Here is a 23255-nt window from a genome sequence, read left to right on the forward strand (position 1 = left end):
TTGAATAGCGAATCTTATTTACGGAAAGGTTATAAGGACTTTAAATTCCATGAGTGACTAGCAGGTATTAATTTTTAGTTTGAAAATTTAATAAAAATTGATCTATCTGCTAGTAATACTTTTAAGGCCAGTAGTTGCACCGATAAATTGGCTTCGTTATAATATAACCTTGAATGAGACGAAAAGGGGTGATTAGAATGACTTATAAAATTGGGGATGTCGTTACTGGTTGTGTGACCGGAATTCAACCCTATGGTGCTTTTATTGCTTTGGATGACAAGGTTCAGGGACTAATTCACATTTCCGAATGCCAGCATGGCTACGTTAAGGATATTAAATCGCTTCTAAAGGTTGGTGACAAAGTTCAGGTTCAAGTCTTAGATATTGACGAATTCACTCAAAAAATAAGTTTATCAATGCGAACACTAGAAAAGCACGCAGAAGTTTCCTCTAAATTTCGACGTAAGCATTATTGGACAAGTCGCGATGATAAAATTGGATTTACGCCAATTGCGGCAAATTTATCAGGTTGGATTACAGATGCACTAAAAAATCTAGTAATAAAGTAAGAGGGAATAAAGATGCAAAAAATTGCGGGCACAATAATGGTGTTTGATGGATTAGGGGCGCCGGAATTTTTAGTAACTAAAGATCACGAGGACCAATTTAAATTATTATTAACTGATTTTGATGAACAAAAAACGCCACTTGCCAATATTTTGGAGGTATTGAAAACAAAATTAAAGGTTGATGTCAGTGATTTACGTCTAAGCGAGTTAAGCAACGTCGAAGTTGATCAAAAAAAATTATCTTTATTTATTTTTGAATGGGGAAAAATTTCAACCAAGACTATGGATCACTATGCGAAAGTCTTTCAGACACAAGGTTATCAATTTAAGGCACCGCGAGAACTGCACGGTTTATTGAAGCGAATTGATATTCGGGGCGTTCCATATTTTAATAAAAAAGGTTAGAAAAGTAGTATTTCTGTAACTTAATAAATGTAAGTTTATCCGGCAACCTATTTTTTTAAAAATAAAATTACGATTTATCTTGACGCACTTTATGAATGTTGGTATAGTATTTGTTGTTGCCAATGCAGTTTCTTCTGGTTAAGTATTTAAGAAAACTATTGACAACGAATTAGATTCTTGCTAAACTGTAAAAGTTGTCGCGTTAAGCAAACTTGAATATTGATTGAATAAAAATTCAAATTGCTACTTGACAAGCAACCGCTTAATCTGCTATACTGATTGAGTTGTCGCTGACAATGATTCAATGAAGTAGACCTTTGAAAACTGAACAAAGTTTCGACAAATCAAATGTGTAGGGTCTTTTTTTAACCGTTCTTCGGACCGGTTGGAAGAAGCAAACATTTGCGAAGTCAATTCAATTTGAATTATAACTCGCTAGCAACAAAATCAATTGAGCAATCAATTTTCATTTTATATGAGAGTTTGATCCTGGCTCAGGACGAACGCTGGCGGCGTGCCTAATACATGCAAGTCGAACGCACAGATATCAACAGAAGCTGCTTGCAGTGGAAGTTAATTGATGTGAGTGGCGGACGGGTGAGTAACACGTGGGTAACCTACCCAAAAGTGGGGGATAACATTTGGAAACAGATGCTAATACCGCATAATTTAAGTGACCACATGGTCACTTAATGAAAGATGGTTTCGGCTATCACTTTTGGATGGACCCGCGGCGTATTAGCTAGTTGGTGGGATAACGGCCTACCAAGGCGATGATACGTAGCCGACCTGAGAGGGTAATCGGCCACATTGGGACTGAGACACGGCCCAAACTCCTACGGGAGGCAGCAGTAGGGAATCTTCCACAATGGACGAAAGTCTGATGGAGCAACGCCGCGTGAGTGAAGAAGGTTTTCGGATCGTAAAACTCTGTTGTTGGAGAAGAACAGGGACTAGAGTAACTGTTAGTCCTATGACGGTATCCAACCAGAAAGCCACGGCTAACTACGTGCCAGCAGCCGCGGTAATACGTAGGTGGCAAGCGTTGTCCGGATTTATTGGGCGTAAAGCGAGCGCAGGCGGTTTTTTAAGTCTGATGTGAAAGCCTTCGGCTTAACCGAAGAAGTGCATTAGAAACTGGGAAACTTGAGTGCAGAAGAGGAGAGTGGAACTCCATGTGTAGCGGTGAAATGCGTAGATATATGGAAGAACACCAGTGGCGAAGGCGGCTCTCTGGTCTGTAACTGACGCTGAGGCTCGAAAGTATGGGGAGCGAACAGGATTAGATACCCTGGTAGTCCATACCGTAAACGATGAATGCTAAGTGTTGGAGGGTTTCCGCCCTTCAGTGCTGCAGCTAACGCATTAAGCATTCCGCCTGGGGAGTACGACCGCAAGGTTGAAACTCAAAGGAATTGACGGGGGCCCGCACAAGCGGTGGAGCATGTGGTTTAATTCGAAGCTACGCGAAGAACCTTACCAGGTCTTGACATCCTTTGACCACTGTAGAGATACAGCTTTCCCTTCGGGGACAAAGTGACAGGTGGTGCATGGTTGTCGTCAGCTCGTGTCGTGAGATGTTGGGTTAAGTCCCGCAACGAGCGCAACCCTTATGACTAGTTGCCAGCATTAAGTTGGGCACTCTAGTGAGACTGCCGGTGACAAACCGGAGGAAGGTGGGGATGACGTCAAATCAGCATGCCCCTTATGACCTGGGCTACACACGTGCTACAATGGTTGGTACAACGAGTTGCGAACCCGCGAGGGTAAGCTAATCTCTTAAAGCCAATCTCAGTTCGGATTGTAGGCTGCAACTCGCCTACATGAAGTCGGAATCGCTAGTAATCGCGGATCAGCACGCCGCGGTGAATACGTTCCCGGGCCTTGTACACACCGCCCGTCACACCATGAGAGTTTGTAACACCCGAAGCCGGTGGGGTAACCTCTATGAGGAGCTAACCGTCTAAGGTGGGACAGATGATTGGGGTGAAGTCGTAACAAGGTAGCCGTAGGAGAACCTGCGGCTGGATCACCTCCTTTCTAAGGAAAATATTACGGAAACCTACACGATTTGTTGAAACTTTGTTTAGTTTTGAGAGGTTTACTTCTCACAACATAGATTAATTAGACGCTGTTTGGGCCTATAGCTCAGCTGGTTAGAGCGCACGCCTGATAAGCGTGAGGTCGATGGTTCAAGTCCATTTAGGCCCATTTCTAATTAATATGGGGGATTAGCTCAGATGGGAGAGCGCCTGCTTTGCACGCAGGAGGTCATCGGTTCGATCCCGTTATCCTCCATTTAACAGCTTTGCTGTTAAAACTTTGTACTTTGAAAACTGGATATTCTATTTTCTTTGTTTAAAAACCGAGAACACTGCGTTTTAAATGAGTTTTTTAAGAAAGTTTTTTTAATCGCTAAAACTCAAAACCACAATACCGTAGGTATTGAATAGGTTAAGTTAACAAGGGCGCACGGTGGATGCCTTGGCACTAGGAGCCGATGAAGGACGGTACTAACACCGATATGCTTCGGGGAGCTGTACGTAAGCTTTGATCCGGAGATTTCCGAATGGGGGAACCCAGCCAGCTTAGTCGCTGGTTACTAAGTTGTGAATACATAGCAGCTTAGAGGTAAACGTGGGGAACTGAAACATCTCAGTACCCGCAGGAACGGAAAGAAAAATCGATTCCCTAAGTAGCGGCGAGCGAACGGGGAACAGCCCAAACCATTGAGCTTGCTCAGTGGGGTTGTAGGACTGAACATTAGAGTTACCAAAGTTAGTGGTAGTCGAAGCAGTTGGAACGCTGCGTCAAAGAGGGTGAAAATCCCGTAGACTAAACTGCTAACCCTCTGTTCAGGATCCTGAGTACGGCGGAACACGTGAAATTCCGTCGGAATCTGGGAGGACCATCTCCCAAGGCTAAATACTACCTAGTGACCGATAGTGGACCAGTACCGTGAGGGAAAGGTGAAAAGAACCCCGGAAGGGGAGTGAAACAGTTCCTGAAACCGTGTGCCTACAAGTAGTCAGAGTCCGTTAATGGATGATGGCGTGCCTTTTGTAGAATGAACCGGCGAGTTACGTTTGCTTGCGAGGTTAAAGTGAAAAACTGGAGCCGTAGCGAAAGCGAGTCTGAAACGGGCGCTTTAGTAAGTAGACGTAGACCCGAAACCAGGTGACCTACCCATGTCCAGGTTGAAGGTGTGGTAAAACACACTGGAGGACCGAACTCGTGTATGTTGAAAAATGCTGAGATGAGGTGTGGGTAGCGGTGAAATTCCAAACGAACTTGGAGATAGCTGGTTCTCTCCGAAATAGCTTTAGGGCTAGCCTCGGAGTTAAGCATCATGGAGGTAGAGCCACTGTTTGGACTAGGGGCCCGTCTTGGGTTACTGAATTCAGATAAACTCCGAATGCCATTGATGTTCTATCCGGGAGTCAGACTATGAGTGATAAGATCCGTAGTCGAAAGGGAAACAGCCCAGACCACCAGTTAAGGTCCCTAAATTTATGTTAAGTGGAAAAGGATGTGGGGTTGCATAGACAACTAGGATGTTGGCTCAGAAGCAGCCACCATTTAAAGAGTGCGTAATAGCTCACTAGTCGAGTGACCCTGCGCCGAAAATGTACCGGGGCTAAACATAATACCGAAACTGTGGATGATCACGTTAGTGATCGTGGTAGGAGAGCGTTCTAAGGGCGTTGAAGGTCGATCGTAAGGACGACTGGAGCGCTTAGAAGTGAGAATGCCGGTATGAGTAGCGAAAGATCAGTGAGAATCTGATCCACCGAATGACTAAGGTTTCCTGGGGAAGGCTCGTCCTCCCAGGGTTAGTCGGGACCTAAGCTGAGGCCGCGAGGCGTAAGCGATGGATAACAGGTTGAGATTCCTGTACTAGTTTATTTTGTTTGAACGATGGAGGGACGCAGGAGGCTAAGGAATACGCACGATTGGAAATGTGCGTCCAAGCAATAAGTCTTAGTTTGAGTTAAAGGCTTGAACTTTTACGGACAAGTTGTGATGGGGAGTGAAATTTAAGTAACGAAGTTCCTGATGTCACACTGCCAAGAAAAGCTTCTAGTGAGAAATAAACTACCCGTACCGCAAACCGACACAGGTAGTCGAGGAGAGAATCCTCAGGTGAGCGAGAGAACTCTCGTTAAGGAACTCGGCAAAATAACCCCGTAACTTCGGAAGAAGGGGTGCTGATCTAACGATCAGCCGCAGTGAATAGGCCCAGGCGACTGTTTATCAAAAACACAGGTCTCTGCTAAATCGTAAGATGACGTATAGGGGCTGACGCCTGCCCGGTGCTGGAAGGTTAAGTGGATGAGTTAGCGCTTCGGCGCGAAGCCCAGAAATGAAGCCCCAGTAAACGGCGGCCGTAACTATAACGGTCCTAAGGTAGCGAAATTCCTTGTCGGGTAAGTTCCGACCCGCACGAAAGGCGTAACGATCTGGGCACTGTCTCGACGAGAGACTCGGTGAAATTATATTACCCGTGAAGATGCGGGTTACCCGCGACAGGACGGAAAGACCCCATGGAGCTTTACTGTAGCTTGATATTGAGTGTTTGTACAGCTTGTACAGGATAGGTAGGAGCCGTTGAAGCCGGAACGCTAGTTTCGGTGGAGGCATTGGTGGGATACTACCCTTGCTGTATGACCACTCTAACCCGCGCCACTTAGCGTGGCGGGAGACAGTGTCAGGTGGGCAGTTTGACTGGGGCGGTCGCCTCCTAAAGAGTAACGGAGGCGCCCAAAGGTTCCCTCAGAATGGTTGGAAATCATTCATAGCGTGTAAAGGCATAAGGGAGCTTGACTGCGAGACTAACAAGTCGAGCAGGGACGAAAGTCGGGCTTAGTGATCCGGTGGTTCCGTATGGAAGGGCCATCGCTCAACGGATAAAAGCTACCCTGGGGATAACAGGCTTATCTCCCCCAAGAGTCCACATCGACGGGGAGGTTTGGCACCTCGATGTCGGCTCATCGCATCCTGGGGCTGTAGTTGGTCCCAAGGGTTGGGCTGTTCGCCCATTAAAGCGGTACGCGAGCTGGGTTCAGAACGTCGTGAGACAGTTCGGTCCCTATCCGTCGCGGGCGTAGGAAATTTGAGCGGAGCTGTTCCTAGTACGAGAGGACCGGAATGGACATACCGCTGGTGTACCAGTTGTGCCGCCAGGTGCAGCGCTGGGTAGCTATGTATGGCCGGGATAAACGCTGAAAGCATCTAAGTGTGAAGCCCCCCGCAAGATTAGATTTCCCATTCCTTTATGGAAGTAAGACCCCTGAGAGATGATCAGGTAGATAGGTTGGAAGTGGAAGTGCCGTGAGGCATGGAGCGGACCAATACTAATCGGTCGAGGACTTAACCAAGTCGGAAACAACTGTTTCCGCGTAGTGTTCAAAGGTCAAAGAAAATAGAAGGTCCAGTTTTGAGAGCACAAAGTTCTCAGATAGTGGTGTGGTGACAATGGCAGGAAGGATACACCTGTTCCCATGTCGAACACAGAAGTTAAGCTTCTTAGCGCCGAGAGTAGTTGGGGGAGCACCCCCTGCGAGGGTAGGACGTTGCCATGCTATTTCATTTGGAGGTTTAGCTCAGCTGGGAGAGCACCTGCCTTACAAGCAGGGGGTCACAGGTTCGAACCCTGTAATCTCCATTTGAGCCGTTAGCTCAGTCGGTAGAGCATCTGACTTTTAATCAGAGGGTCAACAGTTCGAACCTGTTACGGCTCATTGCCAGTTTTTGCGGGTGTGGCGGAATTGGCAGACGCACTAGATTTAGGATCTAGCGCCGCGAGGCGTGGGGGTTCGAGTCCCTTCACCCGCAGTTGTATGAAGTAAGTAGTATGCCGACTTAGCTCAGTTGGTAGAGCATCTGATTTGTAATCAGAGGGTCGGGCGTTCGAATCGTCTAGTCGGCATTTTTATTGTTATGCGGAAGTAGTTCAGTGGTAGAACATCACCTTGCCATGGTGGGGGTCGCGGGTTCGAATCCCGTCTTCCGCTTAGTTCCGAGTTTTTCAACCTTGCCGGGGTGGCGGAACTGGCAGACGCACAGGACTTAAAATCCTGCGGTGAGTAATCACCGTACCGGTTCGATTCCGGTCCTCGGCATTAAATAAATATTTGCACCCATAGCGCAATTGGATAGAGTGTCTGACTACGAATCAGAAGGTTGTAGGTTCGACTCCTACTGGGTGCATTTTTCGGGAAATAGCTCAGCTTGGTAGAGCACTTGGTTTGGGACCAAGGGGTCGCAGGTTCGAATCCTGTTTTCCCGATTGATAGTTTATCGCGGTGTAGCTCAGCAGGTTAGAGCGTCCGGTTCATACCCGGGAGGTCGGGGGTTCGATTCCCTTTGCCGCGATAGGTTTTAGTGCTTGGACCTTTAGCTCAGTTGGTTAGAGCAGACGGCTCATAACCGTCCGGTCGTAGGTTCGAGTCCTACAAGGTCCATCTATGGTGGATGTTGTAAAACCATTTTATATTATCGCGGGATGGAGCAGTCTGGTAGCTCGTCGGGCTCATAACCCGAAGGTCGCAGGTTCAAACCCTGCTCCCGCAATTGGTTCCATGGTCTAGTTGGTTATGACGCCTGCCTGTCACGCAGGAGATCACGGGTTCGAGTCCCGTTGGGACCGTAATGGCTCGGTAGCTCAGTCGGTAGAGCAATGGATTGAAGCTCCATGTGTCGGCAGTTCGATTCTGTCCCGCGCCATCTTATAGTTAATAATTATGCGGGTGTAGTTTAGTGGTAAAACCACAGCCTTCCAAGCTGTTGTCGCGAGTCCGATTCTCGTCACCCGCTTTGTCTGATAATTAACTATTCATTATATGGGCCTATAGCTCAGCTGGTTAGAGCGCACGCCTGATAAGCGTGAGGTCGATGGTTCAAGTCCATTTAGGCCCATTTTGGGGAAGTACTCAAGTGGCTGAAGAGGCGCCCCTGCTAAGGGTGTAGGCGGGTTATACCGCGCGAGAGTTCGAATCTCTCCTTCTCCGTTTTTTGATGGCCCGTTGGTCAAGTGGTTAAGACACCGCCCTTTCACGGCGGTAACATGGGTTCAAATCCCGTACGGGTCATGGTACATCATATAGTTAATTTTTAGTCTTGGAGGATTACCCAAGTGGCTGAAGGGAACGGTCTTGAAAACCGTCAGGTGTGTAATAGCACGCGAGAGTTCGAATCTCTCATCCTCCTTTATATTATCGCGGGATGGAGCAGTCTGGTAGCTCGTCGGGCTCATAACCCGAAGGTCGCAGGTTCAAACCCTGCTCCCGCAATTGGTTCCATGGTCTAGTTGGTTATGACGCCTGCCTGTCACGCAGGAGATCACGGGTCCGAGTCCCGTTGGGACCGTAATGTAAGACAACATTTTAATGTTGTCTTTTTTTTATTATCATTTAGTGGGAATTCAACTTTTAAATGGCCAATTATTATGATAGACTAGTTCTTGGTTTATAAGCAGATTCCCGAGAGGATTCACGATTTATGTGGATATGCCTTGTAACCGAGTTAACTATCCAATTAATTGGATTAAATGTATAGGGGGAATATAAAGTGCGTGAAAGACACTTATTTACTTCAGAATCAGTATCTGAAGGGCATCCAGATAAAATAGCTGATCAGATTAGTGATGCTATTTTGGATGCCATGTTAGCACAGGATCCAAAAGCACGGGTTGCCTGCGAGACTACCGTTACGACAGGGTTAGTCCTTGTGGTCGGTGAAATTTCAACAAGTGCGTACGTTGATATCCAAAAAACGGTGCGTGAAACAATTAAAGGTATTGGTTATACACATGGTAAGTATGGTTTTGATGGTGATAACTGCGCTGTTTTAGTGGCTTTGGATGAACAATCACCTGATATTGCCCAGGGGGTCGATGATTCCTTGGAAGCACGTAATTCAGACGAGGACCCATTAGATAAAATTGGTGCCGGTGATCAGGGCATGATGTTTGGTTTTGCAATTGATGAAACCCCGGAATTAATGCCATTACCAATTTCTTTGGCACACCGATTGATGCGCCAAGTTGCAAAATTACGCAAAGATGGCACAATTAAATATTTGCGTCCTGACGCCAAGGCTCAAGTTACCGTTGAATACGATGATAATGGACAACCAGCACGAGTTGATACAGTAGTGATCAGTACCCAACATGATCCCGATGTATCATTAGCACAAATTCGTAAGGACATGATTGACCAAGTAATTAAAACAGTAATTCCAGCTAGTTTGCTTGATGAAAAAACCAAATATTTTGTTAATCCAACTGGTCGTTTTGTCATTGGTGGACCACAAGGAGATGCTGGCTTAACTGGACGTAAGATTATTGTTGATACTTATGGTGGTTATGCTAAACATGGTGGCGGTGCTTTTTCCGGTAAGGATGCCACTAAGGTTGATCGCTCGGCCAGTTACGCGGCACGTTATATTGCAAAGAACATTGTTGCTGCTGGCTATGCCAAACGTTGTGAAGTTCAACTTGCTTATGCAATTGGTGTTGCTCAGCCAGTATCCGTTGCAATTGATACTCAAGGGACCAATACAGTTCCTGAAAGTGAGTTAGTTAAGGTTGTTCGAACGATTTTTGATCTTCGGCCAGCTGGTATTATTAAGATGTTAGATTTACAACGACCGATTTATAAGCAGACGGCTGCTTACGGTCATTTTGGGCGTACAGATGTTGATCTACCTTGGGAACACTTAGACAAGGTTGATGCATTACATAATGCATTAGATTAACGATTACAAGAGGCGACCCTTACCAGGGATTTTTCAATTTCCTGATAGGGGTCTTTTTATATGATTTAGTGAATGAAGGAGGGCAAAATGAAGAAAGAAACAAACGTCACTTTAGTAACAGTTGCTATTTTTATTGCAACTTTTATGTCAGCCATTGAAGGTACAATAGTTTCAACGGCAATGCCAACAATTGTTGGTGACTTACACGGAATGAATTTAATGAATTGGATTTTTTCAATTTATTTATTAACTAACGCAATGCTAACACCGATTTATGGAAAACTGGCCGATCGAGTTGGTCGAAAGTCAGTATTTATTGTTGGACTTCTTTTATTTATTATTGGTTCGGCTCTATGTGGTTTTGCGCAAAATATGATGACTTTAATTATTTTTCGGGCACTACAGGGAATGGGCGCCGGAGCAATCTTGCCATTATCATTTACAATAATTGCTGATATCTACCCAATAGAGAAGCGAGCCAAGATTTTGGGCTTTAATAGTTCGGCTTGGGGCATTGCCTCAGTCGTTGCCCCTTTACTTGGAGGTTTCATTGTTGAACAATTAAGCTGGCACTGGATTTTCTTTATTAACGTACCGATTGGCCTAATTACGATTTGGATGATCTCACATTACCTGAATGAACCTAAGCGAGAAGTAATTAAGGCACCGATTGACTACCGGGGAAGTTTATTTCTAATGTTAACCTTACTCTGTGTTATGTACGGTTTCCAAGTTTTAGAACACGGGTTTTCATTAGTTTTAGTCTTAATGTTTGTTATTGCTATTATCTGTTTTTTACTTTTTATCAAAACCGAAAAAACTGCTACGGATCCGATTATTTCATTGGCGTTATTTAAAAATCAAACCTTTAACGTTCAAAATATAGTGGCCGCATTGGTTAGTGGCTTTTTAATGGGGTTTGAAGTCTATATGCCAATGTGGATGCAGGGAATTTTAGGGTTGCCGGCCTCCATGGGTGGTTTTGTTGTGACTCCAAGTTCACTGATGTGGGTTGTTGCATCATTTATCACTGGGGGGTTGCTTGCTAAATACACCCCGCGTTTTATTCTTTTTTGGAGTCTGGCCTTATTGGCCTGTGGTAGCTTTGTTTTGGCCGTTTTACCAGAAACAACATCGTTTTCGACTTTCTTAATCGTTGCGGCCTTTTTGGGACTTGGTTTTGGTGTCACTATCACAACAACGACTGTCGTTTCACAAAACTCGGTTTCTAAAGATCAAATTGGTGTGGCAACATCATTTAATACCCTATGTCGGACGCTAGGCCAAACCTTGATGGTTTCGGTTTACGGAATTATTTTGAACCTCCATCTGGCCTCTGGAGTTGCAAAATACAAACACAGTGGGATTACTAGTGATATGATGAATCGTTTAGTTAATCCACAAACAGCTACTAGTTTACCGGCAAAATTGTTGCCAACTTTACGGGAAATACTATATAGTGGTCTACACGTCATCTACATGACTTCCGTTATTTTAATGATTCTGGCGATTATCGTGAATTTATTTGGAAAACGCAAAAAAGTGGTGGAACGATAGTTTATTTAACGTGGTCCAAATAGCTAAATAATAGCCAGGTTAAACAAAGGTTTGCGAGGCCAAAAGACCAGCCGGCAATAACATCACTCGTATTATGAACACCGACGTAAATTCGGCTGAGACCGATTAGTAATGGTAATGCTACCCAAAGATAGGTTAAGTGCCTGCGTTGGGTAGCATTTTTGATTAAACAATAGCTGAGTATAAAAAAAGTGCCGTATAACAATACACTTGTAGTTGCGTGGCCACTTGGAAAACTGAAACCACCAGCACTAACTAAATGACTGACGGCAGTTGGCCGCGGTCTTTGAACAAGCTCCTTAATAATATGGTTAATTAGTCCAGCGATAAAACCAACATTTATGAAAACTAGGAAGGCCAGTTTATTTTGTTGTGTTGCTGCTAATAGAAGAATTAAAATAAGTGCAATAAGTGTGGTGCTTGCTGGATTACCAAATTCAGTAATGATGATAACCAAGTGATTGAGACTTGGTTGTCGAAATTGGGTGATAAAGGCGTTAGTAGTTTGGTCAAATTGTTGTAACCAGTTAGCGTTTATTTCTAGGCTAAGCAATATTAGGAAAAAAATGAAGTAGCTAATCCCTGCAGTGACTGCAAGCTGTTTTCGTTGTTGGTTTGTTAATTGCAAATTAAATCAATCCTTTTCAGTTATTAGGCTAAATTAACTTATTTTAGTTTAGCATGTTTAGGAAAGTCCGGCTTGAAAACAAAAATTCTTTTTGGTATGATGAAATAAATAATAAGAAACTGTGAAAAGGATTAGTAGTAAAGTTACTTTTAACAGAAAACGAATGGTTGATGTGAATTCGTAAAGTGATTTTTTGAACTCACCTTAGAGTGTTTAGTCGAATTTAAGTAGATTAAAACGTGCGGTCGCGTTAAGACGTCAAGTGTCGTATTTAATACGAAATGTAGGTGGCATCGCGGTCATATCGTCCTACAGGATATATTTCCTGTGGGGCGTTTTTCTTTAGCACAGCAATTTTTTATTGACGTTAGAAAGGAAGTTAATTTATGAGTTACAATCATAAGGTTGTTGAACGTAAATGGAATCATTATTGGCTACATAATAATACATTTAAAACGACAGAGGATCCTAAAAAAGAGAACTTCTATGCATTAGATATGTTTCCTTATCCTTCTGGTAAGGGACTACACGTTGGCCATCCAGAGGGCTATACAGCAACGGATATTATTGCGCGGATGAAACGGATGCAAGGATACAACGTTTTACACCCAATGGGTTGGGATGCTTTTGGTTTACCGGCTGAACAGTACGCTTTGAATACCGGGCATAGTCCAGCTAGTTTTACTAAAAAAAACATTGAAACTTTCCGTAAACAAATTAATTCGTTGGGCTTTTCCTATGATTGGGGTCGGGAAGTAAATACCACCGATCCAAACTACTATAAATGGACCCAGTGGATTTTTGAACAAATGTACAAAAAAGGACTGGCCTATGAATCTGAAGTGTTAGTAAACTGGGCGCCTGATTTATTGGGTGGCACCGTTGTTTCTAACGAAGAAGTTGTTGATGGCAAGACTGAACGTGGGGGCTTCCCCGTTTATCGGGTACCAATGCGGCAGTGGATGTTAAGAATCACGGCCTATGCAGACCGTTTATTAAAGGACCTGGATTTACTTGATTGGCCAGAAAGCATTAAAGAAATGCAACGGAATTGGATTGGCCGTTCCGAAGGGGCCAGTGTTAATTTTAAAGTTGCTGGTCAGGAAGATAAATCGATCGAGGTCTTCACAACCCGTCCAGATACACTGTTTGGTGCAACTTATATGGTACTAGCACCAGAACATGAACTAGTTGCCGCCTTAACAACTGCTGAACAAAAGGCAGCAGTGGAGGCGTATAAGAAACAGATCTCAACTAAGAGTGATCTCGAACGAACTGATTTGGCTAAAGAGAAAACTGGCGCGTTCACAGGTAGTTACGCGATTAACCCAATAAATGGTGAACAAGTACCAATCTGGATTGCAGATTATGTCTTGGCATCTTATGGGACCGGCGCAATTATGGCCGTTCCGGCGCATGATGATCGTGATTTTGAGTTTGCCAAAAAGTTTGCTTTACCAATTAAGCCTGTTATTGCGGGTGGTGATGTTACAAAGGCCGCTTACACGGATGATGGAGAACACATTAATTCTGGATTCTTAAATGGCCTAAATAAAAAAGAGGCAATCAGTCGTGCGTTAGATTGGCTAGAAGAAAAAGGTGTCGGTAAGCGAAAAGTTAACTATCGGTTACGTGACTGGATCTTCTCTCGGCAACGCTACTGGGGTGAACCAATTCCTATTATTCATTGGGAAGATGGGGAAACAACCTTAGTTCCCGAAGATCAATTACCATTGATTTTGCCAAAAACCGATGACGTTAAACCATCTGGTAGTACTGAAAGCCCATTGGCCAATGTATCTGAGTGGGTGAACGTTGTTGATGAGAATGGTCGGAAAGGTAAGCGCGAAACAAATACGATGCCACAATGGGCCGGTAGTTCATGGTATTTCTTACGTTACATTGATCCGCATAACAAGGAAAAAATAGCCGATTATGATAAATTAAAGAAATGGCTACCAGTTGATTTGTACGTTGGTGGTGCCGAGCACGCCGTCTTACATTTACTTTACGCCCGTTTCTGGCATAAATTCTTGTATGATATTGGCGTTGTACCAACACCAGAACCATTCCAAAAATTATATAATCAAGGAATGATTTTGGGCGATAATCACGAAAAAATGTCTAAGTCTAAAGGTAACGTGATTAATCCAGATGATATTGTTGCTGAATATGGTGCTGATACATTACGGTTATACGAAATGTTTATGGGACCGTTGGACGCCTCAATTGCGTGGAGTGATGATGGGCTTAATGGTGCTAAAAAATTCTTAGATCGTGTTTGGCGGTTATTGATTGACGATGAAGATGAATTACGTGATCGGGTTACCACTGTCCATGATGATGGATTGACAAAAATTTATAATCAGACGGTTAAAAAGGTAACGGAAGATTATGAACACCTTCATTTCAACACCGCAATTTCGCAATTAATGGTTTTCATCAATGAGGCCTACAAGGTTGATATTTTACCCGTAGAATACATTGAAGGCTTTATCAAAATGCTTTACCCAGTTGCGCCACATATGATGGAAGAACTTTGGCAGAAATTGGGCCATGATGAATCCATTACCTATGCGGCCTGGCCAACTTACGACAAGGATCAATTGGTTGAAGACACAATTGAAATTGTTGTTCAGGTTAACGGTAAGTTGAAGGCAAAAGTAATGATTAGCAAGGACACCAGCAAGGACGATCTGCAGAAGCTTGCTTTGGCTGAAGATAAGGTTCAAAAAGCCATTGAAGGTAAGACTGTTCGCAAGGTAATCGTAGTTCCTCAAAAATTAGTCAACATTGTTGCTAATTAAACAATTTACTATAAAACGGAGCAATTGGTGGTTGTTAATTAAACTACCAGTGCTCCGTTTTATTTTAACTAAAAATTAAATTTCTTAATTCTAATTGAAAGGTTGTGCCATTTCAATTAGAATGTAAAAGAATGTTTTCAGGAAGGAACGAATGCCATGTCTAAGTCACGGTTGCAAAATGAACCGTCCGTGAATAAAAAGATTGAACCAGAACAAAACATTAAAAGTGAGCCAACCGCACAAGAAAAAATGTTACGGGGATCAGCTTGGATGACTGCTGGCAGTATTACCTCACGAATTCTGGGCGCACTTTACATTATTCCTTGGGTGGCCATGTTTGGTGCTGAAAGTGGCCAGGCCAACGCACTTTTTGCGATTGGCTATAATATCTACAGTTTATTTTTAGTTATTTCAACAGCTGGTATTCCAGGGGCGGTAGCAAAGCAAGTGGCACACTATAATGCCATGAACGAATATTCAACCGGGCGAAAGCTGTTTCGTAGTGGGATCTACTTAATGGTTATCATGGGGATTGTTTCGGCGGCACTGTTGTATTTTGTGGCACCTTGGCTTTCTACGGGAAATCCAGATGCGATTCCCGTTATTCGTTCATTGGCGTGGCCGTTGCTTATCATTCCGGTTATGAGTCTCGTTAGAGGTTTCTTTCAAGGGTATCAGGATATGGCGCCGTCGGCAATTTCTCAGTTTATCGAGCAAGTGGCCCGAATTATTTATATGTTGGCGATGACCTTTTGGATTATGCGGGTGCTTCACGGAAATTATGTTTCGGCGGTTACCCAATCAACTTTTGCGGCCTTTATTGGCGCAATTGCAAGTCTGCTAGTTTTAGGGTGGTACTTTTTACGTAAACGTAGTGGTTGGAATGAATTAAGCCGCAATAGTGCGGCCGTTTTAGATATTTCAACGCGCGATATGTTGACGGAAATGGTTCGGCAGGCAATTCCATTCATTATTTTGGACGCCGGGATAACTATTTTTCAATTGGTTGATCAGTACACGTTCATTCAGTGGATTGGTCGGTTCATGAGTGGGACAAAGGCTGATTTCTATAATTATTACCAATTATTTGCGTTTAGTTCGAATAAATTAATTATGATTACTGTTTCGTTGGCTTCATCAATGGCAGTCACCTCGATTCCACTCTTATCAGAGGCATTTACGAAGGGTGATCGCAAATCGCTGCGGGAACAAATTGATAGCATGCTTGAACTTTTCTTCTTCATAATGATTCCTGCAGCAATTGGGATGGCGGCAGTTGCCAAACCACTATACACCATTTTCTATAGTTATAATTTTACGGGCACTTTAATTTTAGAATTCTCATCTTACGTAGCAATTATTTTAGGACTATTCACTGTCTTAGCTGCGATGATGCAAGGGCTATACCAAAATAAGAAGGCAATTCTTTATTTCGTTATTGGACTAATTGTAAAGCTGATTGTCCAGTACCCAATGATTGCGCTATTAAAGGTTTTTGGGCCATTAATGGCAACTGCTATTGGTCTTGGTGTAACTAGCTTTTTAATGATGCGCTCGTTGCATCAAAGGTTTGATTTAAATTTCAATGAGATCGTTCGACGTTTGGCAGGTATTTTATTTTCTGCCATACTGATGTACGGAGTTTGTGTGATAATCGAGAAAGGGCTCTTTACCTTCTTAAATCCCGCAAGTCGATTGCAAAGTATGCTTGTGCTCATAATTGTCGCCGGGCTTGGCGCAGTAGTTTACGGCTATTGTATGTTACGTTCACGTTTGGCCGACGAAATTCTTGGCGAAAGAGTTGCCGGTTTGCGCCGACGATTGAGGATTAAGTAATGCGAATTGATCGTTTTATAACAGTTACTGCGATGGGCAGCCGTAAAGAGGCTCATCAGTGGCTTAAGCAAGGAAGGTTAACCGTTAATGGTCAAAGCGTCAAACTGGCTAAACAGCAGGTTGAACCAGGTCAGGACAGTATTGCTTTGGATGGTGAAGTCATTAATTATGCACCGCTCAGCTATTATTTATTGAATAAGCCGGCCGGTGTTTTATCAGCGACTAAAGATTCACGAACCAAAACAGTTATGGCACTATTAAGTACGGCTGATTTTCGCGCTGATTTATTTCCAGTTGGTCGACTTGATAAAGATACAACAGGGCTACTATTGCTAACCAACGATGGCCAATTAGCACACCAATTGTTAAGTCCCAAAAAACAAGTAACTAAACTTTATCAGGCGCAAATTGACGGCCTGGTGACTGCTGCTGATGTTGCCCGATTTGCTGAAGGCGTGATAACCCAACATGGGACGAAATTTAAACCTGCTAAGTTGCAAATAATGGGACTTGATTTAACCAAAAAGCAGTCGGTCATTCAAGTACAGGTGCTGGAAGGTCAATTTCATGAAGTTAAACGGCTATTTCAAAGTATTGAAAAGCCTGTGTTAAAATTGCGGCGATTAGCTATGGGGCCGCTGACCTTACCGGAAGGCTTGCCAGTGGGTCAGTACCGACCATTGACAACAATGGAACTTACGGCATTAAAAAATAGCAGTAAAGGCGTTTAGATTTAACGCTTTGCCGCTATTTTTTTAATTAATCATTTTCAGATTGAGCCATCTTGGCCATGTATTCAGGTAAGTGAGTAATAATTTGTGAAGGTAAAACAACGTATTGCTTTTTTGCTAAATAATCAGCAATTTTGCTGTGGGTGTAAACCGCCGCTAAAACGGCCTGATTAGAATCGGCAAACTGGGCAACGAAGCCCGCAATAATACCGGTTAAGGTGTCCCCCATGCCACCTGTGGCCATTGCGGCAGTACCGGCTGTGTTACGCCAATTATTTTTACTAGTGGCTAGATAAACCTCGGTTCGATGTGACTTAACGATGACGGTTCCGGCTAATTTCTCTTGGACCTGACGATTATTTCTCGGTGTTTGTTCTTTAATCGGAAGACCAGATAGGCGCTGCCATTCCATTTGGTGGGGAGTGAAAATTAAATGTGTATCCGGTAATTTAAGGTGGTGGCTGGCGATTAATGAAATGGCTGATCCATCAATAATTAGGGTTTGTTGTTTTTGAATGGTGGAAAAAGTTAATTCGAGTAATTTTAAGGCCTGATAGTTTTCACCTAGTCCTGGTCCAATAACGACCACATCCATTGTTGGTAATAATTGTTTGATGCTAGTGGCATCCTGATTACTAATTACCATTGCCTCTGGTAAACGGGCGTGGAGGCTGGCAAAATTTATCGGATCGGTGACGCAGGTGACGAGGCCACTTCCAGCATAAACTGCGGCACTAGTACTTAAAATAATTGCGCCACCAAATTGGCGGTTACCACCGATCGTCATAACCCGGCCATAAGTTCCTTTATGACTCTGTGCTTTTCGCCTGCTAATTGTCTGTTTTACGATTGTCTCTGTAATTTTTTGCATTTTTTAACCACCTTTAGTTAGTGTCTACTTATAGTTATTATACCAAGTGGCGGCAAAAAGCGCTTGACCTAACCCTTTTAATAATGCTAAACTATTTTAGTAGTTAATTTGCCGCTGTGGCGGAACTGGCAGACGCGCAGCATTCAGGGTGCTGTTCACTTCGGTGAGTACAGGTTCGATCCCTGCCAGCGGCATAATTATAAAGCTTTAAAAAATAAATAAAGTAGTTATAAACGTCGTTAAAAAGCGTTTATAGCTGCTTTATTTTTTACCCTTATTTTTTGAAAATCGAATCAATGTAAAACTTTTTTGCATATCTGTATTAATGACAATCTTTTCCAATTTTATTAATTGCAGCGTCCGCTAATTTAATTTTTCTAAGTGTTACAATCTGGAATCAAAAGTGCGGTTACGTTTTAAAAGTGTATAAGTATATTCTCGGTTTGATTCTTGCTAATCTAAAAGTAAGAAAGGGGAAATGCTTAATGCGTTTAAAACAAATTAATTGGCCTTATTTAGTGCTGGCCATCGTTATTATGGAAATTATTGGTGGTTTATCTAGTTTATTAGCGGGTAATATAGCAGGTATTTATGCTCAGTTAAGTAAACCACCATTAGCACCTCCTGGAATCGTATTTGGGATTGTTTGGCCACTTCTATATCTACTTTTAGGTGTGTACAGTTATTATGCATTTTATGAGCTAGATCATGACCACGGGAGTCACCTGCGGCTTCTTTTTATTACACAAATAATACTGAATTTCCTTTGGTGTTTTATCTTTTTCCACTTTTCTGCACATTGGCTTGGTTTTATTGTTATTTTAATTATGCTGGTAGTGCTGTTAGAACTTCTTTTTGAAACCAAAAAGGTTAAAAACAGTTTAACCTATTTGATTTGGCCTTACTTAATTTGGCTTTTGTTTGCGACCTATTTAACGGTGGGAGTGGCAATCTTAAATTAAAGTTTAGCTAGTTCTGTATGAAATAACTAGTCGGGCAAATAAATTGCCTTATTGGTTATTTTTTATGGCCAAAAATACGATTTGAAGTTTTCAGAAAAAAGTGAAATAATAAGGAAATTAATTAATGCCATTAACAAAGGACTGAAAATTTTGCGTTTAAGAAAAAAGCTAGTTTACTGGTTGATCGGTGTATTAGTTGTCATTTTATTAGTAATTACTGGCGCTAGTTTGTACCTTTATCATTTTGCTTTTGAACCTACTCCGAAAGTTTTGTCTCACCCAACGGCCAAAAGTAAACTGATAACTGCCCGTAATAAGAGCTGGCTTGCTAAAGTTCCTAAGCAACGTTGGCACGAGCAGTCAGCGACGGACGATTTACGTTTAGTTGCCGATTACGTGCCGGCTGCTAAGACAACAGAAAAGACGATTGTTGTGGCTCATGGTTATATGGATAACAAAGAAGATATGGCGGCCTACATCCATTTATTCCACCGGCTTGGCTACAATGTTTTGGCGCCCGATGATCGTGGTGCTGGTGCCAGCCAGGGAAATTACATTGGTTTTGGTTGGCCGGATCGATTGGATTATTTGAAGTGGACGAAGCAGGTAATTCACCATAATGGTCAAACTAGTGAAATTGGATTGTTTGGTGTTAGCATGGGCGGTGCAACGGTGATGATGTTAAGTGGCCAGCACTTACCACATCAAGTTAAGGCAATTGTTGAAGACTGTGGCTACGAAAGTGTTAGTGCCGAATTAAGTTATGAACTGAAGAGCTTGTACCATTTGCCTAAATTTCCGTTACTGTATTCTGCCAGTGTCGTCACGATGATTCGCGCGCACTATAATTTTTTGCAGGCCAGTTCATTAACGGCCTTACACCATAATCACTTACCAACGTTCTTTATTCATGGCAGTGCCGATACTTTTGTCCCAACGCGGATGGTTTATAAAAATTATGCAGCCACTAAAGGAAAGAAAAAATTATGGATCACAAACGGTGCTCACCACGCTGAATCGCTGAGTGATTATCCAAAACAATACCGGCAAAAAGTTGGCCAGTTCTTTGCCCAAAATTTAAATTGATTGGATTAAGAAATTTAAGTCATTTCGACGAGTGTATTTGCCATTCAATTAAAAGCTTGCTATAATAATAGAGTTGTTATTTATAGTTAGTATTGTAGTGGCAATGCGGGTGTAGTTTAGTGGTAAAATTCAAGCTTCCCAAGCTTGCGTCGCGAGTTCGATTCTCGTCACCCGCTTGAATAAGTAAACGATTAGGTTGCTTTGATCGTTTTTTATTAATTTGTTGAGAAAGAATAATTACGCAAAATTATGAACAGCGAGTCTAGATTTGGTGGGAGCTAGATGATGGTTAACGTAAGGTCGTGCTTTTGAAAATTAAACTGAATATGAAAGTGGATAGCCTATCAAAAAGAGTGGTACCGCGGGTTTTAACTCGTCTCTTACAATTTTTGAGGGCTTTTTTTAGGCAAAATTTTAAGGAGGAACTACTTTATGAATGATCAAGCAGCAGTTGTAAAAGCATTACTGCCGGTGCTAGGCGATACATTAGATGAAGCTACGATTCAAAAATTAATTGAAGTCCCGAAGACATCTAATTTGGGAGATTACGCTTTTCCAGTTTTCACATTGGCCAAAACTTACCGTAAGGCACCACAATTAATCGCTAAAGAACTAGTTGAGAAGATTGATGCTAGTCAGTTTGAGAAAATTCAGGCGGCCGGTCCCTACATTAATTTCTTTTTGGATAAACCACAATTCAGTCATGATTTGTTACACGAGATTTTAACAACCGCCGATCACTATGGGGATGCCGATTTAGGCAAAAAGGGCAACGTTCCGATTGATATGTCTAGTCCTAACATTGCTAAACCAATTTCCATGGGCCATTTACGTTCAACGGTAATTGGGAACGCCATTGCTAATATTTTACGCAAGGTCGGTTATAATCCAATTAAAATTAATCATTTGGGTGATTGGGGCACACAATTTGGTAAATTAATCGTTGGTTATAAAAAATGGGGTAGTGAAGAGGCAGTTAAGGCCGACCCAATTACCAATTTATTGAAATATTACGTTCGTTTTCACCAAGAAGACCAGGAAAATCCTGAATTAGATGATGAGGCCAGAGAGTGGTTCCGCAAACTAGAAGCCGGGGACGACGAGGCGACAAAACTGTGGTCGTGGTTCCGTGAAGTTTCTCTGAAATCATTCATGAAAATTTATGACATGCTAGGAATTACTTTTGATTCTTATAATGGCGAGGCTTTTTACAACGATAAAATGGCGGAAGTCGTTCAATTGCTAGAGGACAAAAATTTGTTGAAAGAAAGCCAAGGGGCTGAAATTGTTGATTTATCAGCCTATGATTTAAATCCAGCCTTGATTAAAAAGAGTGATGGTGCGACATTGTACATCACGCGTGATTTGGCGGCCGCCATTTACCGTAAACGAACTTATGACTTTGTTCAGTCGGTCTACGTTGTTGGTAATGAACAACGGGATCATTTTAAGCAGTTAAAAGCTGTTTTGAAAGAAATGGGCTTTGCTTGGTCAGACCAAATTCACCACGTACCGTTTGGTCTAATTACGCAAGATGGTAAAAAATTATCGACACGTCAGGGACGAGTTATTTTATTAGAAAAAGTGCTCAATGACGCTGTTGATTTAGCACGGCAAGAAATTGATAAAAAGAATCCAGATTTACCAAATAAAGAGGCCGTTGCCAAAGATGTTGGAATTGGAGCAGTTATTTTCCACGATTTGAAAAATGATCGTTTGAATAATTTTGATTTCAACCTTGAAGAAGTCGTTCGTTTTGAAGGTGAAACTGGGCCTTACGTCCAATATACCAACGCACGAGCACAAAGTATTTTACGTAAGGCTGGGGCAACTGAACTTGATGCGGCGGCCGATTATACAATTACAGATGCATCGGCCTGGGAAGTTTTAAAGGCATTAGGCAACTTTCCGCAGATGGTTGTTAGGGCCAGTAAAGAATACGAACCATCCGTCATTGCCAAATACGCGTTGCATTTAGCAAAGACATTTAATAAATATTATGCCAATACGAAAGTGTTAGTTGATGATGCCGAAAAGCCAGCTCGTTTAGCTCTGGTTGCGAGTGTCAGTCAAGTACTTGTTCAAAGCCTATCGTTACTTGGGGTCAATGCACCCAAAGAAATGTAAGTTAAAAGCACCTAAAACAACTAGCAAAAAATTGTTAGTATTTTAGGTGTTTTTTTGACCATACCTTTAATTTTTATAAATTACAGATGGTAAAAATCAATCCAACTTTATTATAAAATGGGCAAAATATACATTAAATGAAAGTGTATGTCGGAATACGCGCCAGTTTGTGTTTGGAAAAACGGTCTCCTGTGCTTGCTATGTTTCAACTGAGCGATTGTGTCTTAGTTGAATGGACAACGTATGGAGCGTTAGGATTATTAGCGTACTTAGTTAACCAACCTCAATTGTGGAATAGTAGTTACGATCGTCAAACATTTCCTAGATTTAGGCGGATTTTTATAAGTAAAACCTCATATTTATAAGAAAAAATGGTTTTAATTTGTTATACTAAATAGTAACATCTAGGTAATGAGGTGATAATGATGAAAAAATCAGTTCGACAAGCACGGATTGAACAGATCATTAAACAACACAGTGTTGCTACCCAAGAATCATTGTTGGCACTTTTAAAAGAAGAGGGAATTCCGGCAACGCAGGCGACTATTTCGCGTGACATTCGCGAAATGCAAATTGTTAAGGAACGAGACGCCAACGGCACTATCCGCTATACGATTTACCACAATGGTGAGAAGAGTGAAGAAGAACGGCTGGCTGATACTTTGGCTCAGGTGGCACTTTCGATTACTCGAATTGAATTTGTTAATGTCATCAGAACTGCGCCAAGTAACGGTAATTTACTGGCAGCAATTATTGATGATATGAAGCTAGACGACGTTGCCGGAACGATTGCCGGACATGATACAATCCTTGTTATTAGTCCCTCAGAAACCGCGGCGCAAGAAATTAACGATTATTTTCGTGATAAAATGCAACAAATAAATTAAAAACTACCTAA

General features: G+C 42.4%; 13 protein-coding genes, 24 tRNA genes, 3 rRNA genes, 1 riboswitch and 1 other annotated feature. Of the genes, 38 read left to right on the forward strand and 2 right to left on the reverse strand.

All coding sequences use genetic code 11. From position 1 onward, the window contains the following. Window positions 1–197 precede the first annotated feature (197 nt). The 29 genes from AYR53_RS07770 (at window position 198) to AYR53_RS07910 (ending at window position 11288) form a co-directional block, all read left to right on the forward strand. Complete coding sequence (locus tag AYR53_RS07770; RefSeq protein ID WP_068223539.1) at window positions 198–569, forward strand: CvfD/Ygs/GSP13 family RNA-binding post-transcriptional regulator; 372 nt, start codon at window positions 198–200, stop codon at window positions 567–569. 12 nt (window positions 570–581) lie between these two features. Beyond that, window positions 582–974 carry a hypothetical protein gene (locus AYR53_RS07775; protein WP_068280860.1) on the forward strand — a complete coding sequence of 131 codons (393 nt, stop codon included), beginning with the start codon at window positions 582–584 and terminating at the stop codon, window positions 972–974. Window positions 975–1445: 471 nt separating this feature from the next. Further along, window positions 1446–3014 (forward strand): 16S ribosomal RNA (locus AYR53_RS07780). Between the two features lie 97 nt (window positions 3015–3111). Continuing rightward, window positions 3112–3185, forward strand: a tRNA-Ile gene (locus tag AYR53_RS07785). Window positions 3186–3199: 14 nt separating this feature from the next. Beyond that, window positions 3200–3272: transfer RNA gene (locus AYR53_RS07790), tRNA-Ala, on the forward strand. Window positions 3273–3426: 154 nt separating this feature from the next. After that, window positions 3427–6352: ribosomal RNA gene (locus tag AYR53_RS07795) — 23S ribosomal RNA — on the forward strand. An 87-nt stretch (window positions 6353–6439) separates the two neighbouring features. Next, window positions 6440–6556: ribosomal RNA gene (gene rrf / locus AYR53_RS07800) — 5S ribosomal RNA — on the forward strand. Together the 16S, 23S and 5S rRNA genes with 22 tRNA genes alongside form the textbook arrangement of a ribosomal RNA operon. Before the next feature lie 10 nt (window positions 6557–6566). Then, window positions 6567–6639, forward strand: a tRNA-Val gene (locus AYR53_RS07805). A gap of 3 nt (window positions 6640–6642) precedes the next feature. Continuing rightward, window positions 6643–6715: transfer RNA gene (locus AYR53_RS07810), tRNA-Lys, on the forward strand. Between the two features lie 12 nt (window positions 6716–6727). After that, window positions 6728–6809: transfer RNA gene (locus AYR53_RS07815), tRNA-Leu, on the forward strand. A gap of 21 nt (window positions 6810–6830) precedes the next feature. After that, window positions 6831–6903: transfer RNA gene (locus tag AYR53_RS07820), tRNA-Thr, on the forward strand. Window positions 6904–6916: 13 nt separating this feature from the next. Continuing rightward, window positions 6917–6988, forward strand: a tRNA-Gly gene (locus AYR53_RS07825). Window positions 6989–7010: 22 nt separating this feature from the next. Continuing rightward, a tRNA-Leu gene (locus AYR53_RS07830) sits at window positions 7011–7096 on the forward strand. Between the two features lie 14 nt (window positions 7097–7110). Continuing rightward, window positions 7111–7184: transfer RNA gene (locus AYR53_RS07835), tRNA-Arg, on the forward strand. A 5-nt stretch (window positions 7185–7189) separates the two neighbouring features. Beyond that, window positions 7190–7263: transfer RNA gene (locus AYR53_RS07840), tRNA-Pro, on the forward strand. A 12-nt stretch (window positions 7264–7275) separates the two neighbouring features. Then, window positions 7276–7349, forward strand: a tRNA-Met gene (locus tag AYR53_RS07845). Window positions 7350–7364: 15 nt separating this feature from the next. Continuing rightward, window positions 7365–7438 (forward strand) — tRNA-Ile (locus tag AYR53_RS07850). A 35-nt stretch (window positions 7439–7473) separates the two neighbouring features. After that, a tRNA-Met gene (locus AYR53_RS07855) sits at window positions 7474–7547 on the forward strand. 2 nt (window positions 7548–7549) lie between these two features. Beyond that, window positions 7550–7623, forward strand: a tRNA-Asp gene (locus tag AYR53_RS07860). Between the two features lie 4 nt (window positions 7624–7627). Beyond that, window positions 7628–7700, forward strand: a tRNA-Phe gene (locus AYR53_RS07865). A gap of 19 nt (window positions 7701–7719) precedes the next feature. Further along, a tRNA-Gly gene (locus tag AYR53_RS07870) sits at window positions 7720–7790 on the forward strand. Window positions 7791–7818: 28 nt separating this feature from the next. Further along, window positions 7819–7892: transfer RNA gene (locus tag AYR53_RS07875), tRNA-Ile, on the forward strand. Between the two features lie 4 nt (window positions 7893–7896). Continuing rightward, window positions 7897–7984, forward strand: a tRNA-Ser gene (locus AYR53_RS07880). 9 nt (window positions 7985–7993) lie between these two features. Beyond that, window positions 7994–8065 (forward strand) — tRNA-Glu (locus tag AYR53_RS07885). A gap of 30 nt (window positions 8066–8095) precedes the next feature. After that, window positions 8096–8183 (forward strand) — tRNA-Ser (locus AYR53_RS07890). 9 nt (window positions 8184–8192) lie between these two features. Beyond that, window positions 8193–8266: transfer RNA gene (locus AYR53_RS07895), tRNA-Met, on the forward strand. Window positions 8267–8268: 2 nt separating this feature from the next. Then, window positions 8269–8342, forward strand: a tRNA-Asp gene (locus tag AYR53_RS07900). A gap of 94 nt (window positions 8343–8436) precedes the next feature. Beyond that, window positions 8437–8546: riboswitch (SMK box riboswitch) on the forward strand. Then, window positions 8544–9731 (forward strand): methionine adenosyltransferase, encoded by a 1188-nt coding sequence (gene metK / locus AYR53_RS07905; RefSeq protein ID WP_068223548.1) that lies wholly within the window; start codon window positions 8544–8546, stop codon window positions 9729–9731. Its footprint overlaps the riboswitch before it by 3 nt. 72 nt (window positions 9732–9803) lie before the next feature. Next, window positions 9804–11288: an MDR family MFS transporter gene (locus tag AYR53_RS07910; RefSeq protein WP_178378323.1), complete on the forward strand. Its 1485-nt coding sequence runs from the start codon at window positions 9804–9806 to the stop codon at window positions 11286–11288. Window position 11289: 1 nt separating this feature from the next. On the opposite strand, the gene AYR53_RS07915 is transcribed toward AYR53_RS07910, so the two are convergent. Further along, a complete protein-coding gene (locus AYR53_RS07915) occupies window positions 11290–11937 on the reverse strand; it encodes a phosphatase PAP2 family protein (protein WP_068280857.1) in 648 nt (215 codons plus the stop codon). Window positions 11938–12049: 112 nt separating this feature from the next. After that, window positions 12050–12252: a binding site (T-box leader), on the forward strand. 71 nt (window positions 12253–12323) lie between these two features. Here AYR53_RS07915 and leuS point away from each other — a divergent pair. From leuS to AYR53_RS07930, 3 genes are all read left to right on the forward strand, one after another. Beyond that, window positions 12324–14744: a leucine--tRNA ligase gene (leuS, locus tag AYR53_RS07920; RefSeq protein WP_068223557.1), complete on the forward strand. Its 2421-nt coding sequence runs from the start codon at window positions 12324–12326 to the stop codon at window positions 14742–14744. A 156-nt stretch (window positions 14745–14900) separates the two neighbouring features. Further along, complete coding sequence (locus AYR53_RS07925) at window positions 14901–16580, forward strand: putative polysaccharide biosynthesis protein (protein WP_068280854.1); 1680 nt, start codon at window positions 14901–14903, stop codon at window positions 16578–16580. Next, a complete protein-coding gene (locus AYR53_RS07930) occupies window positions 16580–17311 on the forward strand; it encodes a pseudouridine synthase (protein WP_068223560.1) in 732 nt (243 codons plus the stop codon). Before AYR53_RS07925 ends, AYR53_RS07930 begins: the two co-directional genes overlap by 1 nt. Before the next feature lie 28 nt (window positions 17312–17339). Here AYR53_RS07930 and AYR53_RS07935 read toward each other — a convergent pair whose 3' ends face one another. Beyond that, window positions 17340–18182: an NAD(P)H-hydrate dehydratase gene (locus tag AYR53_RS07935; RefSeq protein WP_068223563.1), complete on the reverse strand. Its 843-nt coding sequence runs from the start codon at window positions 18180–18182 to the stop codon at window positions 17340–17342. A gap of 110 nt (window positions 18183–18292) precedes the next feature. Here AYR53_RS07935 and AYR53_RS07940 point away from each other — a divergent pair. From AYR53_RS07940 to argR, 6 genes are all read left to right on the forward strand, one after another. Further along, window positions 18293–18376: transfer RNA gene (locus AYR53_RS07940), tRNA-Leu, on the forward strand. Window positions 18377–18667: 291 nt separating this feature from the next. Further along, window positions 18668–19144, forward strand: coding sequence for a TspO/MBR family protein (locus tag AYR53_RS07945; RefSeq protein WP_068223566.1), 477 nt, complete (start codon window positions 18668–18670; stop codon window positions 19142–19144). 150 nt (window positions 19145–19294) lie between these two features. Next, window positions 19295–20230, forward strand: a complete 936-nt coding sequence (locus tag AYR53_RS07950; protein WP_318529167.1) for an alpha/beta hydrolase — start codon at window positions 19295–19297, stop codon at window positions 20228–20230. A 105-nt stretch (window positions 20231–20335) separates the two neighbouring features. Beyond that, window positions 20336–20406, forward strand: a tRNA-Gly gene (locus tag AYR53_RS07955). A 256-nt stretch (window positions 20407–20662) separates the two neighbouring features. Further along, entirely contained in the window at window positions 20663–22357 is a 1695-nt protein-coding gene (gene argS, locus AYR53_RS07960) for an arginine--tRNA ligase (protein ID WP_068280851.1), read from the forward strand. A 425-nt stretch (window positions 22358–22782) separates the two neighbouring features. Further along, window positions 22783–23244 carry an arginine repressor gene (gene argR / locus AYR53_RS07965; protein WP_068223572.1) on the forward strand — a complete coding sequence of 154 codons (462 nt, stop codon included), beginning with the start codon at window positions 22783–22785 and terminating at the stop codon, window positions 23242–23244. The last annotated feature ends 11 nt before the right edge of the window (window positions 23245–23255 follow it).

It is taken from the genome of Loigolactobacillus backii (assembly GCF_001663675.1).
GTDB lineage: Bacteria > Bacillota > Bacilli > Lactobacillales > Lactobacillaceae > Loigolactobacillus > Loigolactobacillus backii.